The 19,918-nt window shown below is 53.4% G+C and carries 14 protein-coding genes and 2 tRNA genes; 6 read left to right on the top strand and 10 right to left on the bottom strand.

The annotated features are described in order from the left end of the window. Positions 1-42 precede the first annotated feature (42 nt). The 4 genes from rlmM to ACLJTG_RS07850 all read right to left on the bottom strand — a co-directional run bounded on the left by rlmM (position 43) and on the right by ACLJTG_RS07850 (position 3,041). On the bottom strand, positions 43-1,143 hold the full coding sequence (rlmM, locus tag ACLJTG_RS07865) for a 23S rRNA (cytidine(2498)-2'-O)-methyltransferase RlmM (RefSeq protein ID WP_001045494.1): 1,101 nt from the start codon (positions 1,141-1,143) through the stop codon (positions 43-45). Next, on the bottom strand, positions 1,136-1,531 hold the full coding sequence (locus ACLJTG_RS07860; protein WP_198898170.1) for a DUF423 domain-containing protein: 396 nt from the start codon (positions 1,529-1,531) through the stop codon (positions 1,136-1,138). The genes rlmM and ACLJTG_RS07860 overlap by 8 nt, the downstream gene beginning before the upstream one ends. An 18-nt stretch (positions 1,532-1,549) precedes the next feature. After that, entirely contained in the window at positions 1,550-2,467 is a 918-nt protein-coding gene (gene gcvA / locus ACLJTG_RS07855) for a glycine cleavage system transcriptional regulator GcvA (RefSeq protein WP_000044409.1), read from the bottom strand. A gap of 346 nt (positions 2,468-2,813) precedes the next feature. Continuing rightward, positions 2,814-3,041 carry a YgdI/YgdR family lipoprotein gene (locus ACLJTG_RS07850; protein WP_000750393.1) on the bottom strand — a complete coding sequence of 76 codons (228 nt, stop codon included), beginning with the start codon at positions 3,039-3,041 and terminating at the stop codon, positions 2,814-2,816. 192 nt (positions 3,042-3,233) lie between these two features. Between ACLJTG_RS07850 and csdA the strand changes: the two genes are divergently transcribed. The 3 genes from csdA (at position 3,234) to rarD (ending at position 6,069) form a co-directional block, all read left to right on the top strand. Then, positions 3,234-4,439, top strand: a complete 1,206-nt coding sequence (csdA, locus tag ACLJTG_RS07845; protein WP_060451014.1) for a cysteine desulfurase CsdA — start codon at positions 3,234-3,236, stop codon at positions 4,437-4,439. Next, the gene (csdE, locus tag ACLJTG_RS07840; RefSeq protein ID WP_198898171.1) at positions 4,439-4,882 is read left to right on the top strand and encodes a cysteine desulfurase sulfur acceptor subunit CsdE; all 444 of its coding nucleotides are present in this window, start codon (positions 4,439-4,441) and stop codon (positions 4,880-4,882) included. Before csdA ends, csdE begins: the two co-directional genes overlap by 1 nt. Before the next feature lie 299 nt (positions 4,883-5,181). Next, positions 5,182-6,069, top strand: a complete 888-nt coding sequence (gene rarD / locus ACLJTG_RS07835; protein ID WP_077905375.1) for an EamA family transporter RarD — start codon at positions 5,182-5,184, stop codon at positions 6,067-6,069. A gap of 51 nt (positions 6,070-6,120) precedes the next feature. On the opposite strand, the gene tcdA is transcribed toward rarD, so the two are convergent. Together tcdA and mltA are read right to left on the bottom strand one after the other, a co-directional pair. Further along, the gene (gene tcdA / locus ACLJTG_RS07830; RefSeq protein WP_000117742.1) at positions 6,121-6,927 is read right to left on the bottom strand and encodes a tRNA cyclic N6-threonylcarbamoyladenosine(37) synthase TcdA; all 807 of its coding nucleotides are present in this window, start codon (positions 6,925-6,927) and stop codon (positions 6,121-6,123) included. A gap of 109 nt (positions 6,928-7,036) precedes the next feature. After that, positions 7,037-8,134: a murein transglycosylase A gene (gene mltA / locus ACLJTG_RS07825; protein ID WP_000678626.1), complete on the bottom strand. Its 1,098-nt coding sequence runs from the start codon at positions 8,132-8,134 to the stop codon at positions 7,037-7,039. Between the two features lie 207 nt (positions 8,135-8,341). Between mltA and ACLJTG_RS07820 the strand changes: the two genes are divergently transcribed. Further along, positions 8,342-8,418: transfer RNA gene (locus tag ACLJTG_RS07820), tRNA-Met, on the top strand. 29 nt (positions 8,419-8,447) lie between these two features. Further along, positions 8,448-8,524 (top strand) — tRNA-Met (locus tag ACLJTG_RS07815). A 109-nt stretch (positions 8,525-8,633) separates the two neighbouring features. Here ACLJTG_RS07815 and amiC read toward each other — a convergent pair. Beyond that, a complete protein-coding gene (gene amiC, locus ACLJTG_RS07810; RefSeq protein ID WP_000011919.1) occupies positions 8,634-9,887 on the bottom strand; it encodes an N-acetylmuramoyl-L-alanine amidase AmiC in 1,254 nt (417 codons plus the stop codon). Between the two features lie 232 nt (positions 9,888-10,119). Here amiC and argA point away from each other — a divergent pair, with 232 nt between their 5' ends. Then, the gene (gene argA, locus ACLJTG_RS07805) at positions 10,120-11,451 is read left to right on the top strand and encodes an amino-acid N-acetyltransferase (RefSeq protein WP_000588970.1); all 1,332 of its coding nucleotides are present in this window, start codon (positions 10,120-10,122) and stop codon (positions 11,449-11,451) included. Between the two features lie 101 nt (positions 11,452-11,552). On the opposite strand, the gene recD is transcribed toward argA, so the two are convergent. From recD to ptrA, 3 genes are read right to left on the bottom strand one after another with little or no spacing between them, the layout of a single operon-like run. Next, a complete protein-coding gene (gene recD, locus ACLJTG_RS07800) occupies positions 11,553-13,388 on the bottom strand; it encodes an exodeoxyribonuclease V subunit alpha (RefSeq protein ID WP_080083323.1) in 1,836 nt (611 codons plus the stop codon). Beyond that, complete coding sequence (gene recB, locus ACLJTG_RS07795; RefSeq protein WP_001000530.1) at positions 13,385-16,930, bottom strand: exodeoxyribonuclease V subunit beta; 3,546 nt, start codon at positions 16,928-16,930, stop codon at positions 13,385-13,387. Before recB ends, recD begins: the two co-directional genes overlap by 4 nt. Further along, positions 16,923-19,811 (bottom strand): pitrilysin, encoded by a 2,889-nt coding sequence (gene ptrA, locus ACLJTG_RS07790; protein ID WP_147186559.1) that lies wholly within the window; start codon positions 19,809-19,811, stop codon positions 16,923-16,925. Before ptrA ends, recB begins: the two co-directional genes overlap by 8 nt. Between the last annotated feature and the right edge of the window lie 107 nt (positions 19,812-19,918).

Raw genomic sequence — 19,918 nt, 5'->3', positions numbered from 1 at the left:
TCATCCGGCGCTGATGACGCGCCGGACGACGGCAACGCGTTTTTATCGCTCGTCGCGACGTCCGCCAACAGCCGCCCACAACCGACGCACGTGTACCGTCACTTCTTCGCGATCGTGATAAAGCTGACGCGCCTGGATCTGCGCATTAACGCCGTGCTCATCCAACTGCGCCTGAAGATACGCCAGGTTATGCGACACCTCTTCATAGCGTTTTTTCATCGGCAGTTTAAGGTTAAAAATCGTCTCCCGACACCAGCCGTTCACCAGCCACTGCGCCATTAACGCGGTGACTTTGGCCGGCTTCTCCACCATATCGCAGACCATCCATGAAATATTATTCCGGTTCGGACGGTACCTGAAGCCATCCTCACGCAACCAGGTCACCTGTCCGGTGTCCATCAGGCTTTGCGCCATCGGGCCGTTATCTACGGAGTAGACCCACATATTGCGCTTCACTAACTGGTACGTCCATCCGCCGGGACAGGCGCCCAAATCCACCGCATACATGCCGTTCGCCAGACGTTCATCCCACTCATCTTCCGGGATGAAAACGTGGAGCGCCTCTTCCAGTTTCAGCGTTGAGCGACTCGGCGCATCAGACGGAAACTTCAAACGCGGGATGCCCATATAAAACGGTGAATTGTTATGCGCGAACGAATAACCGGTATAGCAGCATCCTGGCGCGATAAAAAAGACATGAACGACCGGACGCTTCGGCGTTTCATAATTCGTCAATACGCCCGCATCACGCAAAGCCGCGCGCAGCGGCACCGTAAATTTGCGGCAGAACTTCATCAGTTCTTTACTTTCATTGGTGTCGGCGACTTCAACTCGCAGCTCGCCGCCCTTTTCCACTACGCCCTGCAACATGCCGACAATCGGCGTGATTCTGTCTTCCGGCGGTAAATGTTGCAGCAGTTCACCCACAACAAACCACTGGCGGGCGAAAATCAACGAACTGAACGGCAGTTCTGAAATCAGCTTTTCGCCATCTTCCGGCTGGTAGCATTCATAAATGACATAGCCTGCGTTCTCTTTTACGCGTGCAAAACCAAATATTTCCCGTTTTCCCGCTTTATCGGTAATTTCTGCAGCGCACTCTTTTTCAAACCCCGGACGGCAGAGCAATACAACTTTATTCATGGCTCGCGCCCTTACGTTTCATACGAATGGCGCCAATCAGCAATAGCGCCCAGCCCACCAGGAAACTGACGCCGCCGACAGGCGTGATATACGCCCACAGGCGCAGATGCGAAAGCGCAAGGCAGTACAGGCTGCCGCTAAACAGCACCGTGCCCAGCGCCAGAAAAACGCTGCTCCAGTAAAACCAGATGCTGATACGGCGCTGCATCGCCACCGCCAGGCCAAAGATCGCCAGCGTATGGAACGCCTGATATTGCAGGCCGGTCTGAAGCCAGCCCATTTCAACCACGCCCAGGGTTTTACTCAAAACATGCGCCCCGAACGCGCCCAGAGCAACGTAAATAAAACCGCTGATAGCGGCGACAATCAGCATAAAACGGCTGGTCATGGTCATACCCTAAGTTAATTATTGTTCGTAACGAAAACGGAATTTTTCTTGCTCCGTCGCCGCCTTCGCCAAAATCCACTGACGGAAGGCGGCTATTTTACCCAGTTCTGCCTGGCTGTCATGACAAACCAGATAAAAAGCATTCTTACTCACCAGAACATCGTTAAATGGACACACCAGTCGCCCGGCTTCAATTTCCGACTGCGCCATAACATTATTCGCCAGCGCGATCCCCTGTCCGTGAATAGCGGCCTGTAGCACCATCGCGCTGTGGCTAAATATCGGCCCTTGCTGAACGTTAATATGGTTGAGCCCTAACTGACGAGTATAGGCCTGCCAGTCACGCCGGGAGGCATCGTGCAATAGCGTGTGTTTCGCCAGATCTTCCGGCGTTTTTAACGGTTTTTCGCCTGTGAGTAATAAAGGAGAACAGACGGGCAGTAAATATTCTGCGTATAATTTTTCGACGCGCAAGCCCGGCCAGTTTCCCCGGCCATAAAAAATCGCGACATCGACATCGTCTGCCAGTTTATCTTCCTGACGGTCAACGGCTTGTATCCGAACGTCAATTCCCGGATAAGCTGAGTTAAAGCTGGAGAGCCTGGGCACCAGCCACTGGATGGCAAAACTGGGCGGTAAACTCACCGTCAGCGCCCCTTTGGCACTGCGCGCCTGGAGCTTACGCGTTGCTTCCGTGAGCTGGGAAAATATCTCTTTAATGTCGAGAAAATAGCTTTGGCCTTCTTCCGTCAGCAGCAGCGAACGATTGCGGCGGCGGAACAGTTTTAGCCCCAAAAAATCCTCAAGTGACTTAATTTGGTGGCTTACTGCGGCCTGCGTCACAAAAAGTTCTTCCGCTGCTCGCGTAAAGCTCAAATGGCGCGCGGCAGCATCAAAAACGCGTAACGCATTTAAAGGAGGTAATCGTTTTGACATGGCCTCTGGACTTAATGTCGAATGAATTTAACAAATAGGTAACAACATGTAACCTATTAGTTTTTTTAATCTGAGACATTATAAATTGTCCGTTGAGGTTCTACCAGCAAATACCTATAGTGGCGGCACTTCCTGAGCCGGAACGAAAAGTTTTATCGGAATGCGTGTTCTGATGGGCTTTTGGCTTACGGTTGTGATGTTGTGTTGTTGTGTTTGCAATTGGTCTGCGATTCAGACCACGGTAGCGAGACTACCCTTTTTCACTTCCTGTACATTTACCCTGTCTGTCCATAGTGATTAATGTAGCACCGCCATATTGCGGTGCTTTTTTTTGTATAACAAACGGTTAGTTTTCCAGAGCCACCATCTCTTTCACGTCAGTACGATTGATCTGCTGTTTGTTGCCATTAGCGTCTTTATACGAAATCATACCGGTATCGTTATCGGTCTGGGGTTTACCGTCGGTCACAATGCTACGTCCATCATTGGTGTGCATAACGTAATTAGGACCGGAACAGGCGCTCAGGGCAAAAGTCAGCATACATGCAGAGATAATTGCGGCAGTCTTTTTCATCTTCTTCTCCTTAAAGCTGTTTGTGCTATTTAAAGCGGACTCCGTAACAGGCTTAAACATTCGCCTAACATTATTCAGCATAACCTCCTTTACATAATTCGCCAGGATATACAGACGATTCCGATGGTTAGGACAAACCTTGTATCAGCCGCGCTTTTACGCCACGATCGGTAAACTGAACCGAGGAATATCATGAACGCTTTTAATCCCACGCAGTTTCGCGCGCAGTTTCCCGCGCTAGCCGATGCGGGTGTTTATCTCGATAGCGCCGCCACGGCATTAAAGCCACAGGCAGTCATTGACGCCACGCACCAGTTTTATTGTTTGAGCGCCGGTAACGTTCATCGTAGCCAGTTTGCGCAGGCGCAGCGCCTGACGGCGCAATATGAAGCGGCCAGAGCAAAAGCAGCGCGGCTGTTAAACGCGCCCGATGAAAAAAGTATCGTCTGGACACGCGGCACCACCGAAGCGATCAACATGGTGGCGCAGTGTTACGCCCGTCCTCGTCTGCGCTCCGGCGATGAAATTATCGTTAGCGTCGCCGAGCATCACGCCAACCTTGTGCCCTGGCTGATGGTGGCGCAACAAACCGGCGCGCAGGTCATAAAACTGCCGCTTAATGACCGACGTCTTCCTGATGTTGAGCGTCTGCCGGAACTGATCACGTCGCGCAGCCGGATACTGGCGCTGGGGCAAATGTCGAACGTAACGGGCGGCTGTCCGGATCTCGCAAGCGCTATCAGCGCCGCTCACGCGGCGGGAATGGTCGTGATGGTAGATGGCGCGCAAGGCGCGGTACACTTCCCGGCGGATGTTCAGCAGCTTGATATCGATTTTTATGCTTTTTCCGCTCACAAACTGTATGGCCCGACCGGTATCGGCGTGCTGTACGGTAAGCCGGAGCTTCTTGAGGCGATGTCGCCCTGGCTCGGCGGCGGCAAGATGATCCGTGACGTTAGCTTTGAAGGCTTCACCACTCAAAGCGCTCCCTGGAAACTGGAAGCGGGGACGCCGAACGTCGCCGGGGTCATCGGCCTGAGCGCTGCGCTGGAATGGCTGTCCGATATCGATATTGAACAGGCCGAAAACTGGAGCCGCGGGCTGGCGACGCTGGCGGAAGACGCACTGGCGAAACGTCCGGGCTTTCGTTCGTTCCGCTGCCAGGACTCCAGCCTTCTGGCCTTTGATTTTGTCGGCGTGCACCACGGCGATATGGTGACGCTGCTGGCGGAATACGGTATTGCGCTCCGGGCCGGGCAACATTGCGCCCAGCCATTGCTGGCGGAACTTGGCGTCACAGGGACTCTGCGCGCCTCTTTTGCGCCGTATAATACCCAACATGATGTGGATGCGTTGGTTAACGCCGTTGACCGCGCGCTGGAACTGCTGGTGGATTAATGACAAACCCTCTTTATACCGGACACCCGTTCGGCACAACGGTAACGGAAGAGACGTTACGCGCTATCTTTCTCCCGCTGACCCAGTGGGAGGATAAATATCGTCAGTTGATTCTGTTAGGAAAACAGCTCCCCGCTCTGCCGGATGAATGCAAAGCGCAGGCGAAGGAGATAGCCGGCTGCGAGAATCGTGTCTGGCTGGGTTTCACCCGATCAGATAACGGAACAATGCACTTTTTCGGCGACAGTGAGGGGCGGATTGTCCGCGGCCTGCTGGCGGTATTGCTCACCGCAGTGGAAGGAAAAAACGCCGCCGAATTACAGGCTCGTTCACCGCTGGCGCTGTTTGATGAGCTGGGTTTATGCGCCCAGCTTAGCGCCTCACGCAGTCAGGGGCTGAACGCGCTGAGCGAAGCGATTGTTGCCGCAACGCATAAGCGTTGAAATAGCGTAAATATCCTGTCGCCTGACAGTGCCGTCCGCGGCGGTCAGGCGATGCAGATAAAATAATCCAGTCACTTTATTAGTTTCGGCGTCAGATTTCCCTGATAAACATTCTTTTGATTTTTATCAGCTATCACAATGAAATTACAATGTTAGAATCCATGTTAAAACGGCGTGAAGATTTTAGAGTAAATAAAGCCACTCGATGTAGCGTAGCAGGAGAACTGGAAAATTCATACGCATCGGGTGAAGTTATAACAGGATATGGATAAGTGGAAAAATATCTGCGTAGCGGTACCATGTTTGTGGTACTGGCATTTATATTATGGGGGTTAACACCTTTATATTATCAATATTTATCAGGGGGAAATCTCGCACAAATATTGATATACCGGGTGTTCTGGTCAATTCCATTATTACTGGCAGTAAGATTGTTATTTCGGCAGCGAACGCGATTTCATGATGCCTGGAAAGATAAAAAATCTTTTTTCTTCTGCATGATCGCCGGACTTTTGATGATTGTCTCATGGTCATCTTTTATTTATGCGCTAACCCATCATCTGGTGCTTGATGCCAGCCTCGGCTATTTTATCAACCCGCTATTTGTTATTGCGCTGGGATGCATTTTTCTTAAAGAAAAACTGTCGTTGTTTCAGGCCATCGCCGTTTTTTCTGGTGTCTGTGGCCTGACTTTTCAAATTATCATGTTACGGCATTTCCCGGCGCTGGCGCTAACCATGGGATTATCATTTGCGCTATATGGCCTGGCGCGAAAGTTTATACATTATGATGTGATGACATCGATAACGATTGAAACATTATGGGCATTGCCTGTCTCACTATTAATTTTTCTCTTTAGCGATACCGGACCACTTATATCCGCTAATACTCCTTTCTTTTTGTATGTCATGACGGCGCCAGTGACGATCATTCCACTGGTATTATTTGCCATCGCGTTAAATCACACCTCGTTGATTGTCACCGGACTGGCGCAATATATAGAGCCGTCTTTACAGTTCTTACTTGCCATTATGATATTTGGCGAGCACATTAATTACGCGGAATTGCTCTGCTTTTGTGCGGTATGGTTCGGGTTGTTTTTATGCATATCTGAAAATTTATATTCCCATTATCTCCGCGCCCGTCTGAAACCGGTGTTCGGCAGGGTACAGCGCTTCTTTCGCTAACGAAGGGCGCAGGGCCGGATACGCGTCTGCGTGACACTCCGCCCCGTCCTTTTATTCTTGTCGCGCCGCTTTAGCCATGATCTTCTTCAGCGCATGGGAAACGGCGACAAAACCGAACGTTGCCGTCACCATCGTCGCCGCGCCGAAGCCAGAGGCGCAATCCATCCGTTTTGGCCCTTCTGCGGTAGCTTTCATCGCGCATACGGAACCGTCTGCCTGTGGGTAAACCAGCGCTTCGGTGGAAAAAACGCAGTCCACGCCCAGCTTACCTTTACTGTTCTTCACTACGCCAAAATTATGTTTCAATCTCTCACGCAGTTTTGCCGCCAGCGGATCCTGGATGGTTTTCGCCAAATCAGCGACCTGGATTTGCGTCGGATCGATCTGCCCGCCCGCGCCGCCAGTGGTCACTAAAGGAACCTTATATCGGCGACAGTACGCAATCAGAGCGGCTTTTGGACGAACGCTGTCAATGGCGTCAATGACATAGGTAAAACCCGCGTCCATATAACCCGCCACATTATCCGGCGTGATGAAATCATCGATAACCGTTACCCGGCACTCCGGGTTAATTTGACGAATCCGTTCGGCCATCACTTCCGCTTTCGCCAACCCGACGTTATCACGCAACGCATGGATCTGACGGTTCGTATTGGTCACGCAGACATCGTCCATATCAATCAGCGTAATCGCGCCGATGCCCGTACGCGCCAGCGCCTCTGCCGCCCATGATCCCACCCCGCCGATTCCCACGACGCAGATATGCGCCTCAGCAAACCGCTGCAGCGCTTTTTCACCGTACAGACGCGCGGTGCCGCCAAAGCGTTGGCGCCAGGCATCACTTATCACCACTGACATATGACCTCAGAATAAAAAAAGGTGAGGTTATTCCTCACCCCTGCTCACTATTTTCAGGCCCGATAGCGATCGCGTTATCGGGCAATCCGGTTGTCGCAGAATACCACAATCAGCCGCTAAACACGTTACCGGCGCCCGGCGCGCTTTTTAACACCCAGACGCGACCATAGTGATTATACCATCCGGCACGATGCCCGGCATCCGGGCCGATCCCCTGGTAAATATCAAAGTGCTGGCCTTTAATCGCTCCGCCGACATCCAGCGCGACCATCAAACGTAGCTCATACTGACCGCTAAATTTACCGTTGTTATCCAGCAACGGTACTTCCGCCAACAAGGTCGTGCCAGGCGGAATGATGCTGCGGTCGGAGGCGACGGATGCTCGCCCAATCAGCGGTACAGCGCTGGCGCCTTTGACCGGCGCAAAAGATTGCGGCTTAAAGAAGACGAACGACGGGTTCTGCTCCAGTAATTCACGCACTTCCGCTTCGCTGTGCTTCTCTCCCCATTCGCGTATAGCCTGCATCGACATATCTTCTTTTTTCACTTCACCGCGATCGATAAGCACTTTACCAATACTACGATAAGGCCAGCCGTTTTTACCGGCATAACTAAAGAAGTTCAGCGGACTACCGTCACCGAAATCAATATAACCGCTGCCCTGGACATCCATAATAAAGTTATCCATCAGCGAATTACTCCAGGCCAGGATGTACTTATCGCTCAGCGCGCCTGCGTAGATCTGGGCGCGGGACGGTAAGCGTCCGCGTTTTGGAGGCATACTATAGATAGGATACTGGAACGCGCCCTGGCGCGTATGGCGAGCCTGAACGACGGGCGTATAGTAGCCCGTGAACTGGACGTTACCGTAGTTGTCGGTGCCTTCCATCTGCCAGGCATCAATACCAAACTGGCGCATAGTGCGCGTATCGCCTCCGGAACGTAACCAGTTCTGGACAGCGTTATAGACGTTGCTTTGATTGGTGTATAAACGCGGCGACGCGGAACGGATCTGGTTGACCTGCTCGGCAAAGTCACCAGCATTAATCGGCGCGCCCACCGCGTCCGGCTGGTTTACCAGGGAGAAGGGCTGGGTAAATTTCCCGTCCTTATATTGCTGACCGCGATCGGTCGGTTTTGATGAACAGGCAGCCAGCATTGCCAGCATTACGCCTGTCGCCACATATTTTGCCCAACGTCCTTTCATGGTGTCTCGTCTTCTGCGTAATCGAAAGTGCCCGGTGAAGATAACAAACCGTCCGGAGTAATGAAATGCGATCGCGATCTCATTATGTAAATTCGTTTAAAAATCGCGCTATCTGCGGTGTATTTGCGCAATTCATGAGAAATTAGCGATTTATATGAAAAAAGGGTTGCAACAAAAGCTCAGCGGAGTATAGTGCGCATCCACGGACGCGGGGTGGAGCAGCCTGGTAGCTCGTCGGGCTCATAACCCGAAGGTCGTCGGTTCAAATCCGGCCCCCGCAACCAATTACAATGAGAATGCAAGTTTAGACGGACGCGGGGTGGAGCAGCCTGGTAGCTCGTCGGGCTCATAACCCGAAGGTCGTCGGTTCAAATCCGGCCCCCGCAACCAACTTAATGAACGCCCTTACGGGTGTTTTTTTGTATCTGTCGTCTGGTCCGCAACGACAGTGCGGGCAGCATCCTACTTACCCGCGCAATAAACTCGCCGTCATCTCAGGTTAACTTCTTCTCGCCAGCGTCGCCCCATCGGCAAAATACGCTTTAATGCCCGCCAGAATCGACTCTGCGACCTGTTGCTGGAACGTCGCGGTCTTGAGCTTGCGTTCTTCTTCAATGTTACTGATAAACGCCGTCTCGACCAGAATAGACGGAATATCGGGCGCCTTTAACACCGCAAACCCCGCCTGCTCGACCTTGTTTTTATGCAGGTCATTAATTTTACCAAGCTGCTTCAACACCGCTTTACCGAATTTCAAACTATCGGCAATGGTCAGCGATTGCACCATATCGAACATTGTATGGTCGACATAACGGTCACCGCTTTTGCTCACGCCGCCAATTAAGTCCGAGGCGTTCTGCGTTTGCGCCAGATATTTCGCCGCGGTACTGGTGGCGCCTTTGGTCGATAGCGCGAATACGGATGAACCGCTAGGCTGCCGGCTGGTGAAGGCATCCGCATGAATAGAGACAAACAGGTCGGCGCGCTGTTTCTGCGCTTTCGCCACCCGGACTTTTAACGGAATGAAGATGTCTTCATTGCGCGTCATATAGACCTTCATGTTGCCTTCTTTTTCGATCAACGCGCGCAGGCGGCGGGCTATCTGGAGCACCACGTCTTTTTCACGTGTTTTGTATTTGCCTATCGCGCCGGGGTCTTCGCCGCCGTGTCCCGGATCAAGCATAATAACAATGGGGCGGTCGCGCCCCGCTTTACCGGGCTGCGGCCCGCTTTGCGAAGGCGGCACCTGTTTATCCAGATCGCCTTTATTGTAGTCTTCCAGCAGCGCCAGCAGCGGATCCTGCATATCCTGCGCATTGGCAGGATAAAGATCCATCACCAGACGTTCTTTAAAGCCTGCCACAGGCGCCAGCGCAAATAGCTGCGGCTTCACGTTTTGTTTTAGCTCAAAGACCATACGCACAGTCTTAGGATCAAACTGCCCTACCCTTGCGGATTTGATATACGGATCGTCGCTGCGAATCTGCGCGCCAATGCCTTTAAGCACCGAGTTCAGATTCACATCCTCAATATCTACCACCACGCGGTCCGGGTTACTTAAGGCAAATTGTTTATATTTCAGCAGACGATTCGACTCTACCGTGACGCGGGTATAGCTGGACGCAGGCCAGATACGCACCGCAACGACCTGGCTTACGGCAGCCAGCCCGACCTGGCTCACGCTTAATAGCCACATGGCGCCCGCGCCTTGTAGTAAACGGCGACGGCTGATTGCTGAATTGGCTCCCGACATGCTTCTCCCGAGCAAAAACTAAATAGAGATCATACAAAGTTCATCCAAATTGACCGGAAACTTTAGCGAATGACGCATAATCTGTCATCTATAAAAGGGTAAACATTCTTTTTATATTCACGGCATTACTAAGAAAAGCGATCGGACCGCATAAAATTTACGCTTGCACAGAGGGCAAAAACAGAATAAAAATACACTAATTTCGAATAATAATTCACTAGTGGGGCGCGCAATGATAAAGGAACGTAAAACCGAACTGGTAGAAGGGTTTCGCCATTCAGTTCCCTATATCAATACCCATCGCGGAAAAACCTTTGTCATTATGCTCGGCGGCGAAGCCATTGAGCATGACAATTTTTCCAGCATCGTTAGCGATATCGGGCTACTGCATAGCCTCGGTATTCGCCTTGTCGTGGTGTATGGCGCGCGACCGCAAATCGACGCCAATCTGGCCGCGCATCATCATGAACCGATTTACCACAAAAACACACGGGTGACGGACGCCAAAACACTGGAGCTGGTGAAACAGGCCGCCGGTTTACTCCAGCTTGATATTACCGCCCGTCTGTCGATGAGTCTGAACAATACGCCGTTGCAGGGCGCGCACATTAATGTCGTCAGTGGCAATTTCACCATTGCGCAGCCGCTGGGCGTTGATGATGGCGTGGACTACTGTCATAGCGGCCGTATCCGGCGCATTGATGAAGATGCGATCAACCGCCAGTTGGATAACGGCGCGATCGTTCTGATGGGGCCGGTCGCCGTCTCAGTGACCGGCGAAAGTTTTAATCTGACCTCAGAAGAGATTGCCACTCAACTCGCCGTTAAACTGAAAGCGGAAAAAATGATCGGTTTCTGTTCTTCTCAGGGCGTTACCAATAGCGAGGGCGGCATCATTTCTGAACTCTTCCCGAATGAAGCACAGGCGCGGGTGGAAGAGTTGGAAGCGCAGGGCGATTACAACTCCGGAACCGTACGTTTTTTGCGCGGCGCGGTAAAAGCCTGTCGTAGCGGCGTTCGTCGTTGCCATCTGATCAGCTATCAGGAAGATGGCTCGCTATTACAGGAATTGTTCTCGCGTGACGGTATCGGTACGCAGATCGTCATGGAGAGCGCCGAGCAGATCCGCCGCGCCACCATCAACGATATTGGCGGTATTCTGGAGCTTATCCGCCCACTGGAACAGCAGGGCATTCTGGTACGCCGTTCCCGTGAACAACTGGAGATGGAGATCGATAAATTTACCATTATTCAGCGCGATAATATGACTATCGCCTGCGCGGCGCTGTATCCTTTTGTGGAAGAGAAAATAGGCGAAATGGCCTGCGTAGCGGTACATCCGGATTACCGCAGCTCATCGCGTGGAGAAGTGCTTCTGGAGCGGGTTGCCGCCCAGGCGCGGCAAATGGGGCTGCGTAAATTGTTTGTGCTGACGACGCGCAGTATTCACTGGTTCCAGGAGCGCGGTTTCACGCCTGTCGATATTGAGTTACTGCCTGAGAGCAAGAAAAAAATGTATAACTATCAGCGACGTTCAAAGGTGCTGATGGCGGATTTAGGGTAACGAGGGGGCCTGATGGCGCTGCGCTTATCAGGCCTACGCTCGAAAGCATCATTTGGAGGCCGGATAAGACGCTGCGCGTCGCCATCCGGCGAGAACTCGTCTTATCCGGTACGACTGACTTCATCAAATAAGGTGGCTAATCCGCTGCGCCGCTCCGTACGCGTCACAATCGCGCCTGCCAGGATCCGTTCATCGGCATACAGCGATAACCGCCGCCGCGCCCGCGTAACAGCGGTATACACCAGCTCCCGCGTCACGACCGGCGAACGTTGGCTGGGTAAAATCAGCGCGGCGTGATCAAATTCAGACCCCTGTGATTTATGTACCGTCATCGCCCAGGTTGTATCATGTTCCGGCAGACGGCTGGGCTGAACGGACTTGATCGTGCCGTCCGGCATCACAAACCAGACGCGTAACCCCTGCCCGCGATCGAGCGCAATACCAATATCGCCGTTAAATAGCCCCAACGCGCTATCGTTGCGCGCAATCATTACCGGACGCCCTTCATACCAGCGAGAATGCGGGTGCCGCTGAATTTTTCGTTGCTGCACCATCGCCTGCTCAATGCGGTCATTCAATCCCCTCACGCCAAATGGGCCTTCGCGCAGCGCGCAAAGCAGTTGATACTCATTGAAAGCCTGCAGGATTGCCTCCGGCGTCGCTTTCTCTTGCAGCAACCGCAGGTAGCGACCATAGCCCGCCAGCGCTTCATCCAGCATCCCGGCATAATCGTCGCTGCTTTGCAATGTACGCTTCTCTATATCGCTAAACCCCTGCTGAAAAACAGCCTGGATTGCCGACCTGTCGCCGCAGTTAATCGCCGCCGCCAGCTTGCCGATGCCAGAATCGCTGCCGAAACGGTAGCTCTTTTGCAATAAACAGAGGCTATCGCGTAAAGATGCGGCTTGCGTTCCGGCCCCCGCCGGAATGGCGCTCCCTGTTAGTCGACTTAACTGTCGGGCGCGTTCCGCCGTAAACCCTGCGTTGACATAGGCGCAAATATCGCCCAACACAGCGCCCGCCTCAACGGATGCCAACTGATCGCGATCGCCAAGAAAAATGACCCGCCCGTGCGGCGGCAGAGCGTCAATCAAACGTGACATCATCGGCAAATCAATCATTGATGCTTCATCGACCACCAGCACGTCCAGATGCAGCGGGTTGCCCGCATGATGGCGTAATCGCTGGCTGCCGGGCTGTGCGCCCAGCAGTCGGTGCAGCGTACTGGCGTCCTCCGGTATACGCTTTTTCTGCGCATCGGTAAGTGGAAGCTGACGCAACGCCGCGCCGAGCGACTCCGTCAGGCGTGCGGCCGCTTTCCCGGTCGGCGCCGCCAGCCGGATACGGCAACGTTCGCCATCCGCCATTTGAATTAATGCCGCCAGCAGCTTCGCGACGGTGGTGGTTTTACCGGTGCCGGGACCGCCTGAAATCACGGAGATACGGCGAGTTAGCGCTACGGCGGCGGCCACCTTTTGCCAGTTCACCTCGTCTGTCGGAGGGAATAGCGCGTCCAGAATACGGGATAACTGATCTTCATCTACGGCGATGGCCTGGTTAACCTCGTTAAAAAAGCGCGCAACCGTACGCTCGTTGCACCACATGCGATTCAGGTAGAGGCGATCGCCGCACAGAATTAACGGCGCGGGGCTATCGCCGCAGCTAACCGCCGCAGACGCCAGTAACCGCTTTTTCCAGTCGATTGGCGTAGCCGTTTCGCTTATCCAGGCGACCAGTAAGGGATGCGCCTCCTCCGTTAACGTTAAACGCGACAACGGCAGACACACGTGACCTTCACCTGCGTCATGACTAAGCAGCGCTGCCGCCAGCGTCACGGCGGGATCGTCGTTACCGGCGACGGTTAAAGCAAACTGGGCATCAATGGGCCGTAAGAGTTTTTGTTCAACGGCCTCCAGCAACCGCTCCTGGATTGTCATTGCGCCTCCTCACTCATTTCACCTGCAAACATATCATCCAGTTGGTTAATTAACGCCGCCGCAGGACGAGTGGTAAAAATACCCTGCTGCGGACGTTCGCTATCCACCCCGCGTAAAAAGAGATAGATGACGCCGCCGAAATGGCGTTCATAGTCGTAATTCGCCATGCGATGACGAAGGTAACGATGCAATGCCAGCGTATAAAGCTGGTACTGCAAATCATAGCGATGCGCCTGCATCGCCGCAGCCATCGCCGTCTGGGTATAAGCGGCGCTATCCTCGCCCAGCCAGTTAGATTTATAGTCGAGCAGGTAATAGCGCCCCTCATAACGGAACACCAGGTCGATAAAGCCCTTTAACATGCCGCGAACCTGCATGAAATCCAGCGCAGGGCAACCTGCTGAAAGCGGGTCGTATCGACGAATCAACGCATCCAGCTCTCCGGCGGTAAGCGGCTGGGCAATCGGCAGATAAAACTCCATTTCGACCTGTTTTTCACGCTCGGTCAGCACGCTCAGACTAACGCCCGTCTCGTTAAGGGGAACGTGCAACACGGTGTCCAGCCAGCGGGTAAGTACGGGCTCCCATCGCGTCTCAAAACCACTCAGCTCCAGTTTTTCCTGTACCCATTGGGGGTTTATCGGTTGAGTAAAATCAAGCTCTTCAAACAGGTTGTGCAAAAATGTTCCCGGCGATGCCCCGCGAGGAAAGTGATGCGGCGTCATTGCCGGCGCTTCCGCCGCTTCGCCAACGCCTGCGGCGTCAATGTCGAGACGAGGAATAAGATCTTGCGCCACGCTATGTCCCCGCTGCTGCAAACCGGAATAACTGGTGACGCGCCAGCTATCATAAAGCAGGCGTTGCAGCGTTCTGGCACTGAGTTCCGCGTGCGAGGCAGCGGCAATTTGCCAGCGGTCGTTATCCGTATTGCCTGGCGTTCGACACACGATATCCTCGTCGCATAGCGCCTCAATACAGGCGCGAAGGCCTGCGGCATCCATCGGTTCGCCTTTTTGCAGGAGTCGCCCAAGCGCGCTTTGGTGCACATCCGTCTCGCCTTTCTTATCGCTGCGACGCCGTACCAGCGGCGCGACGCCGAGGCTGCAATGCCACACTGCACGGGTCAGCGCGACATAAAGTAGGCGCAGGTCTTCCGCCAGGCGCTCGGCTTCCGCCAGTGCTATGCTCTCTTCGGCGTGACTAAGGTCCAGCACCGCCTCGTAGGAGTGCCTGTCGTGATAAAAAGCCTGGTCCTGCACGCGGAAATGGGTGATAAAAGGTAACCAGACCAGCGGGTATTCCAGACCTTTCGATTTATGAATGGTGACGATTTGCACCAGATGCTTATCGCTTTCCAGACGTAGTTGCTGGCTGGAAGCATTGCTATCGGGTTCAAGGATATGTTGCGCCAGCCAACGCACCAGCGCATGTTCGCTTTCCAGCTGCGAACCGGCTTCCTGTAACAGTTCGCTAATATGCAGAATATCCGTCAGCCGACGTTCACCTCCCGCCGTCGCCAGCAGGTTTTCAGCAATATTGCGCGCCGACATTAGCGCGCGCAGCATAGGCATCACGCCGCGTTTATGCCAAATCTGTCGGTAGCCATCAAACTCTTCGACAACCGCATCCCACGCATTTTCATCATTGTTAAGCGTTTCGATATCCAGCGCGGTAAGGCCCATCATTGATGTCGCCAGAGCGCTACGCAGCGTATTCTCACGTTCGGGCGCCATCACCGCCTGCAACACCCACAGCATCTCCTGCGCTTCGAGCGTTTCGAATACGCTGTCGCGGTTAGAAAGATAGACGGAGGGGATCGCCAGTAAGGTCAGCGCATCCCGTATCAGCGCGGCTTCCCGCCTGCTGCGCACCAGCACGCTAATATCCGAGGCGCGAACGGGCCGCGACGAATCGCCGTTCGTCAGCAGCGCGTCGCCCGTTTGCCCGGCACGCAGCCAGTCGCGAATTTGCGTGGCGCACACCTGCGCCATATAACTTTGATAATCGCCCGAACCGCAGCTTTCCCCCTCCATTAGCCACAGGGTCATCGCCGGTTGAGGCGCGTCATTCACTTTAAATTGCAGCGACTGGTTTCTGGGCGCAAACTTTACCGGACTGAAGGGAATATCGCGGAACATAAAGGCGTCATTCATCTGACTGAACAGCTTGTTAACGCTATTCACCATCCCCGGCGCGGAGCGCCAGTTAGTGTCAAGGGTATAGTGCGCGCTCACTTCGCTGCGAGCCTTCATGTAGGTAAAGATATCCGCGCCACGAAACGCATAAATCGCCTGTTTAGGATCGCCAATCAGCAATAGCGCCGTATCGGGTTGATGTCGCCAGATACGGCGAAAAATACGGTACTGTTGTGGGTCGGTATCCTGAAATTCATCGATCATCGCCACCGGAAAACGGGTACGAATCGCCGCAGCCAGCGCCTCGCCGCTTTCACTACGCAGCGCGGTATCTAAACGGCTGAGCATATCGTCAAACCCCAGCTCGCCGCGCCGGCGTTTTTCCTGAGCCACCGTTTCACGGATCTCTGAGAGCGCTCGGGTAAGAACCAGATCTTTAATCGATAGCGGTTCGCCTAACAGGTTATCGATGGCGACAAACAATGGGTGCTGGGGCGTCACGCCGCCAGCTTTGGTGCGCTCAGCTAAAAAACGCTGTGAAAATTTTCCCAACGCCTCAGGTAATTGATAATTTTTAGTCTCTTCTTGCGCCCACGCGGTGATCTTTTCGATCCATTTCGCCTGATTGCCGCGGTTGAATTTTCTGCGATCGATGCCGGATGATTCGATTAGCGCGTCCAGCTCGCTAACCGCCTCACACCACTGCTGCTTCACCTGGTTGATACGCGCCAGGATCTGTTCATGACGCGATGCCAGCGTCTCCTCCTGCGATGGCGGCGCTTTAATGACCGGCGCTTCGCCCTGCAGATAACGATCGATATCCTTTAAGAGCGCCTTCGGTCCCTTCCACACGTCAAACACCACCTGCGCGATGTCGCGCGGCAGCGGATAGCAATGACGCCGCCAGAAATCGGCGCAGGCCTGATAACGCAACAAAGATTCGTCTTCAATAAGCTGTTGCTCAAACAACATACCGGATTCGAAAGCGTTCAGGCTGAGCATACGCTGGCAAAAACCGTGGATGGTAAAGACCGCGGCCTCGTCCATTTGTCGTTCCGCCAGTAATAACCACTGCGCGGCCTGCTTTTTGTCGCTAATTTCTTCCAGCAAGCGGGCATAAAGCGGATTATCCGTGCTTTCCCGCAGACAGGCGATGCGCAACTCATGGATATTACTGCGGATTCGCCCACGCAGCTCTTCAGTGGCGGCCTCCGTAAAGGTTACCACCAGCAGTTCTTCAACGGTCAACGGACGGGGAAATGCGGCACTGCCGCCTAAACCGAGCAATAACCGCAGATACAGCGCCGCGATAGTAAACGTTTTGCCTGTGCCCGCTGATGCTTCAATCAAACGCTCGCCTGTAAGGGGCAAGCGCAGAGGATCAAGAGTCTCGGCGACATCATTCATTCTTTTCGCTCATTAGAGGTAACGTTTGCTGCAATGCGCTGACGTTATCCCACACTTTCCAGCCTGTCGGATGCACGTATTCTGCTTTTCCATTCTGGCTACCGGCAATCTGTGACAATATTGCCATACCTTGTGGTTCCACCACCGCCTGGTGGAAGAAGTCGGCAAGCTTTTGTGGCGTCAGCAATTTTATCTGAGCGATGATTTTATCACGCGAGTCAAAGCGCATATTACCCCGATCGAAATCCTTGCTTAAGCGGGATGCTTCTTCGCCCAACGTTTGCGGCGCCTGGCGCATTTGCGTAATGATCGCCTGCTGAATTTGGGCGAACTCTTCCGGCTTCATCGCCCTCAGCTTCGCCTCGGCGTCAGGGAAAAATGCCTGATAGCGTTGCCACAGGTAAGAGGGCTGTTTATCGTTGCTCTGTAGCAGGAATCCCATTCCCCACTGACGGCCAACGCTCATCGGAAAGGCGAAAACGGCGTATCCCAGTTGCTCTTCGGTTCGTAGCTGATTGTAAAACCACGGTTGAACAATCTGACCTAACATCGCGCTGTAGGCGGCGCTGACATACTCGTCGTAGCCGACCGGGACAAAGACCGCGGCTAACGCGGAGTCGGTGCTACTGCCCGCTTTTTCAAATATTACGGACTGCTTTTTCTCAACCACCACGTCTTTGTTACGACACCACGCCGATCCGTTCGCCGCGAGCTGTTTTTGGACATCTTGCGCCAGAGAGGTCGCCTGGGCTTCGCTCATATTCCCTATAACCAGAAATTCCGGACGAGCGCCCGTTTTTAACGCATTACGATAGGCCATCACCTCTTTTAACGTAATGGACGGCAGCAAAGCGCGACGTTCATCACGGGAAAAATAAGGCACCTGCGAAATCATCTGCACCGGCATAATCGCCTGTTCGTAGGCTTTTCCCTTCTCCGCAGAATCCATCATCTGCGTATACCAGGATTTCGCCTGCGCCAGCTGTTCCTCCGTGGCGTCGTAGCTAAAATATCCTTCCAGCAGCGCCAGGAAAAGCTGCGGCAAACGCTGGGTATAACCGTTCGCAGTGACCATCAGACCATTGTTGGCGTTAGTGGAAAAGCTAATGCCGCCCACTGCCGCCTGGTTGCTGAGCTGATCGAGCGCCATTCCCGCCAGATAATCATTAAGGGCGAACAGTACCTGATTGCGGGCGCTGTCCATCGCCTGCGGGTTACGCAATACCACGCTCACGTCAGCTTTTGGCTCGCTGGCGAAATAACGACTCGGCGCATAAACCACGCGCAAATCCGCTTTATCGACAATCAGTTCTGGCCGCACGTAGTTTTTGTCATTCTTAACAAGCGAAAAATCATCAGGAATATAGGGGTTTAACTCCGGCAGCGACAACGCAATGCCCTGTGCTTTTTGCTGCCAGTTTTTAAACGTCTGTTCGCTAATCTTATCGACCTGATAAGGCGCATCCACAAAATACGCAATCTTATTATGGGGTTCCTGGGGACTGATGTACCAGATGCGCGCATTCTGCGGCGTCATCATCGCCAGGCGATTTTTGATAGCGGCAGGATCGTAACGATCGGCGATATTCGCCGCATCCAGCGTATGCGCTACCGGGACGCGGATCATAGTGTCCGCCAGCCACTCGACATAGTCCATATCGCGGGTAATCGACGGATAGCGGAAGTCGAGATCCAGCACATGCGCCAGCTCGTCAAAGTAACGTTTATCTATCCCTTTTTCACGTAACGTATTGAGATAGCTAAAGATAGCTGCGACGACTTCATCACGATTGGCCAAACCTTTATCGGTCAGCGTTGCCGAAATGGCAAATACGCCGCTGTTACCATTAACAATCGGATCGGAATCCGCGCTAATACCTTCGACCAGTCCTTGTTTTTGCAGCCAGTCAGAGAGCGTCCCCGGGCTACGATTGCCAATCAGATAAGAGACCAGTTCATCGGTCTTGCTACGGAACTGCGCGCTATTGTTATCAATACGAAACTCCACGCGCAGCACTTTACGCGGTAGCGCCGGCACGTAATGAATAATGATGCCCTTCTGCGCCTCGGTGATGACAGGTACGGTAATTTCCGGTTTTTTAATCTGTTTATTCGGCACGCGACCATAGGTTGCGGCGGCAATACGCGCCAGTTCCGGCAAGGGTTTATTACTGTAAATCACCGCCTTCATCAGATTAGATGAATAGTATTTTTCATGAAAAGCGATCAACGCCTGTTGCACCGGATTTCCCGGCTTATCGCTTAGCGTTTCCAGATTGCCGCCAGAAAAGTGCGAGCCTGGATGCGCCGGGTTAATGGTTTCGGCGCTTACCTGCGCCATACGCATACCGTCGCGGGTGCGCGCCATCGTCAGCTCGGCATTCACCGCGTTTCGTTCGCGTTCGGCATACTTTTTATTGAGCAATGGCGCGGCAATGGCGTCGGCCAGGCGATCTACGGCACCTGGAAGCGCGTCGTTTTCAACCTCCAGGTAGAAGGCTGTTCGATAAGGCGCGGTGCTGGCGTTGTGGCTACCGCCATGTCTTTTAAGGTATTCGGCAAGGCTATCCGCCTGCGGATATTTTTTTGACCCCATCAGGCACATATGCTCAAGATAATGAGCAAGCCCCTGATGAGCCTCAGGATCTTCAAGCGATCCAACGGGCACCACTAACGCTGAAAGCGACTTTACAGCCTGCGGATCGGATACGAGCAACACCACCATGTCATTATCAAGACGTATCGCCTGATACTGCCGGGTATCTTTATCGCTTTTACGGATAGTTTCTTGCAGCGGTTGCCAACCGATATCCGCCTGAACTGCAGGCCCCCAGAGGGCGACCAATAACAATAACGCTTTGAACCAGGTGCTGCGGGGCATTCACGGACCTCATCATTAACTTTCATTCCCACTCATCTGTATGGTCACGTAAACCATCGACCTGAGCGGAACGGGATATTATTGTGCTGAACCAGGCAGCATTTTTT

The sequence above is a fragment of the Salmonella sp. SAL00672 genome (genome assembly GCF_046552175.1).
In the GTDB taxonomy this organism is placed as follows: Bacteria; Pseudomonadota; Gammaproteobacteria; order Enterobacterales; family Enterobacteriaceae; genus Salmonella; species Salmonella enterica.
Note: the sequence above shows the minus strand (reverse complement) of the source record. Positions and strands in the feature narration are given on the sequence as shown.

Excerpts from the sequence above, each read along its gene's own strand:
- rlmM (WP_001045494.1), bottom strand. The coding sequence starts at position 1,143 with ATGAATAAAGTTGTATTGCTCTGCCGTCCGGGGTTTGAAAAAGAGTGC.
- ACLJTG_RS07860 (WP_198898170.1), bottom strand. The coding sequence starts at position 1,531 with ATGACCAGCCGTTTTATGCTGATTGTCGCCGCTATCAGCGGTTTTATT.
- gcvA (WP_000044409.1), bottom strand. The coding sequence starts at position 2,467 with ATGTCAAAACGATTACCTCCTTTAAATGCGTTACGCGTTTTTGATGCT.
- ACLJTG_RS07850 (WP_000750393.1), bottom strand. The coding sequence starts at position 3,041 with ATGAAAAAGACTGCCGCAATTATCTCTGCATGTATGCTGACTTTTGCC.
- csdA (WP_060451014.1), top strand. The coding sequence starts at position 3,234 with ATGAACGCTTTTAATCCCACGCAGTTTCGCGCGCAGTTTCCCGCGCTA.
- csdE (WP_198898171.1), top strand. The coding sequence starts at position 4,439 with ATGACAAACCCTCTTTATACCGGACACCCGTTCGGCACAACGGTAACG.
- rarD (WP_077905375.1), top strand. The coding sequence starts at position 5,182 with ATGTTTGTGGTACTGGCATTTATATTATGGGGGTTAACACCTTTATAT.
- tcdA (WP_000117742.1), bottom strand. The coding sequence starts at position 6,927 with ATGTCAGTGGTGATAAGTGATGCCTGGCGCCAACGCTTTGGCGGCACC.
- mltA (WP_000678626.1), bottom strand. The coding sequence starts at position 8,134 with ATGAAAGGACGTTGGGCAAAATATGTGGCGACAGGCGTAATGCTGGCA.
- amiC (WP_000011919.1), bottom strand. The coding sequence starts at position 9,887 with ATGTCGGGAGCCAATTCAGCAATCAGCCGTCGCCGTTTACTACAAGGC.
- argA (WP_000588970.1), top strand. The coding sequence starts at position 10,120 with ATGATAAAGGAACGTAAAACCGAACTGGTAGAAGGGTTTCGCCATTCA.
- recD (WP_080083323.1), bottom strand. The coding sequence starts at position 13,388 with ATGACAATCCAGGAGCGGTTGCTGGAGGCCGTTGAACAAAAACTCTTA.
- recB (WP_001000530.1), bottom strand. The coding sequence starts at position 16,930 with ATGAATGATGTCGCCGAGACTCTTGATCCTCTGCGCTTGCCCCTTACA.
- ptrA (WP_147186559.1), bottom strand. The coding sequence starts at position 19,811 with ATGCCCCGCAGCACCTGGTTCAAAGCGTTATTGTTATTGGTCGCCCTC.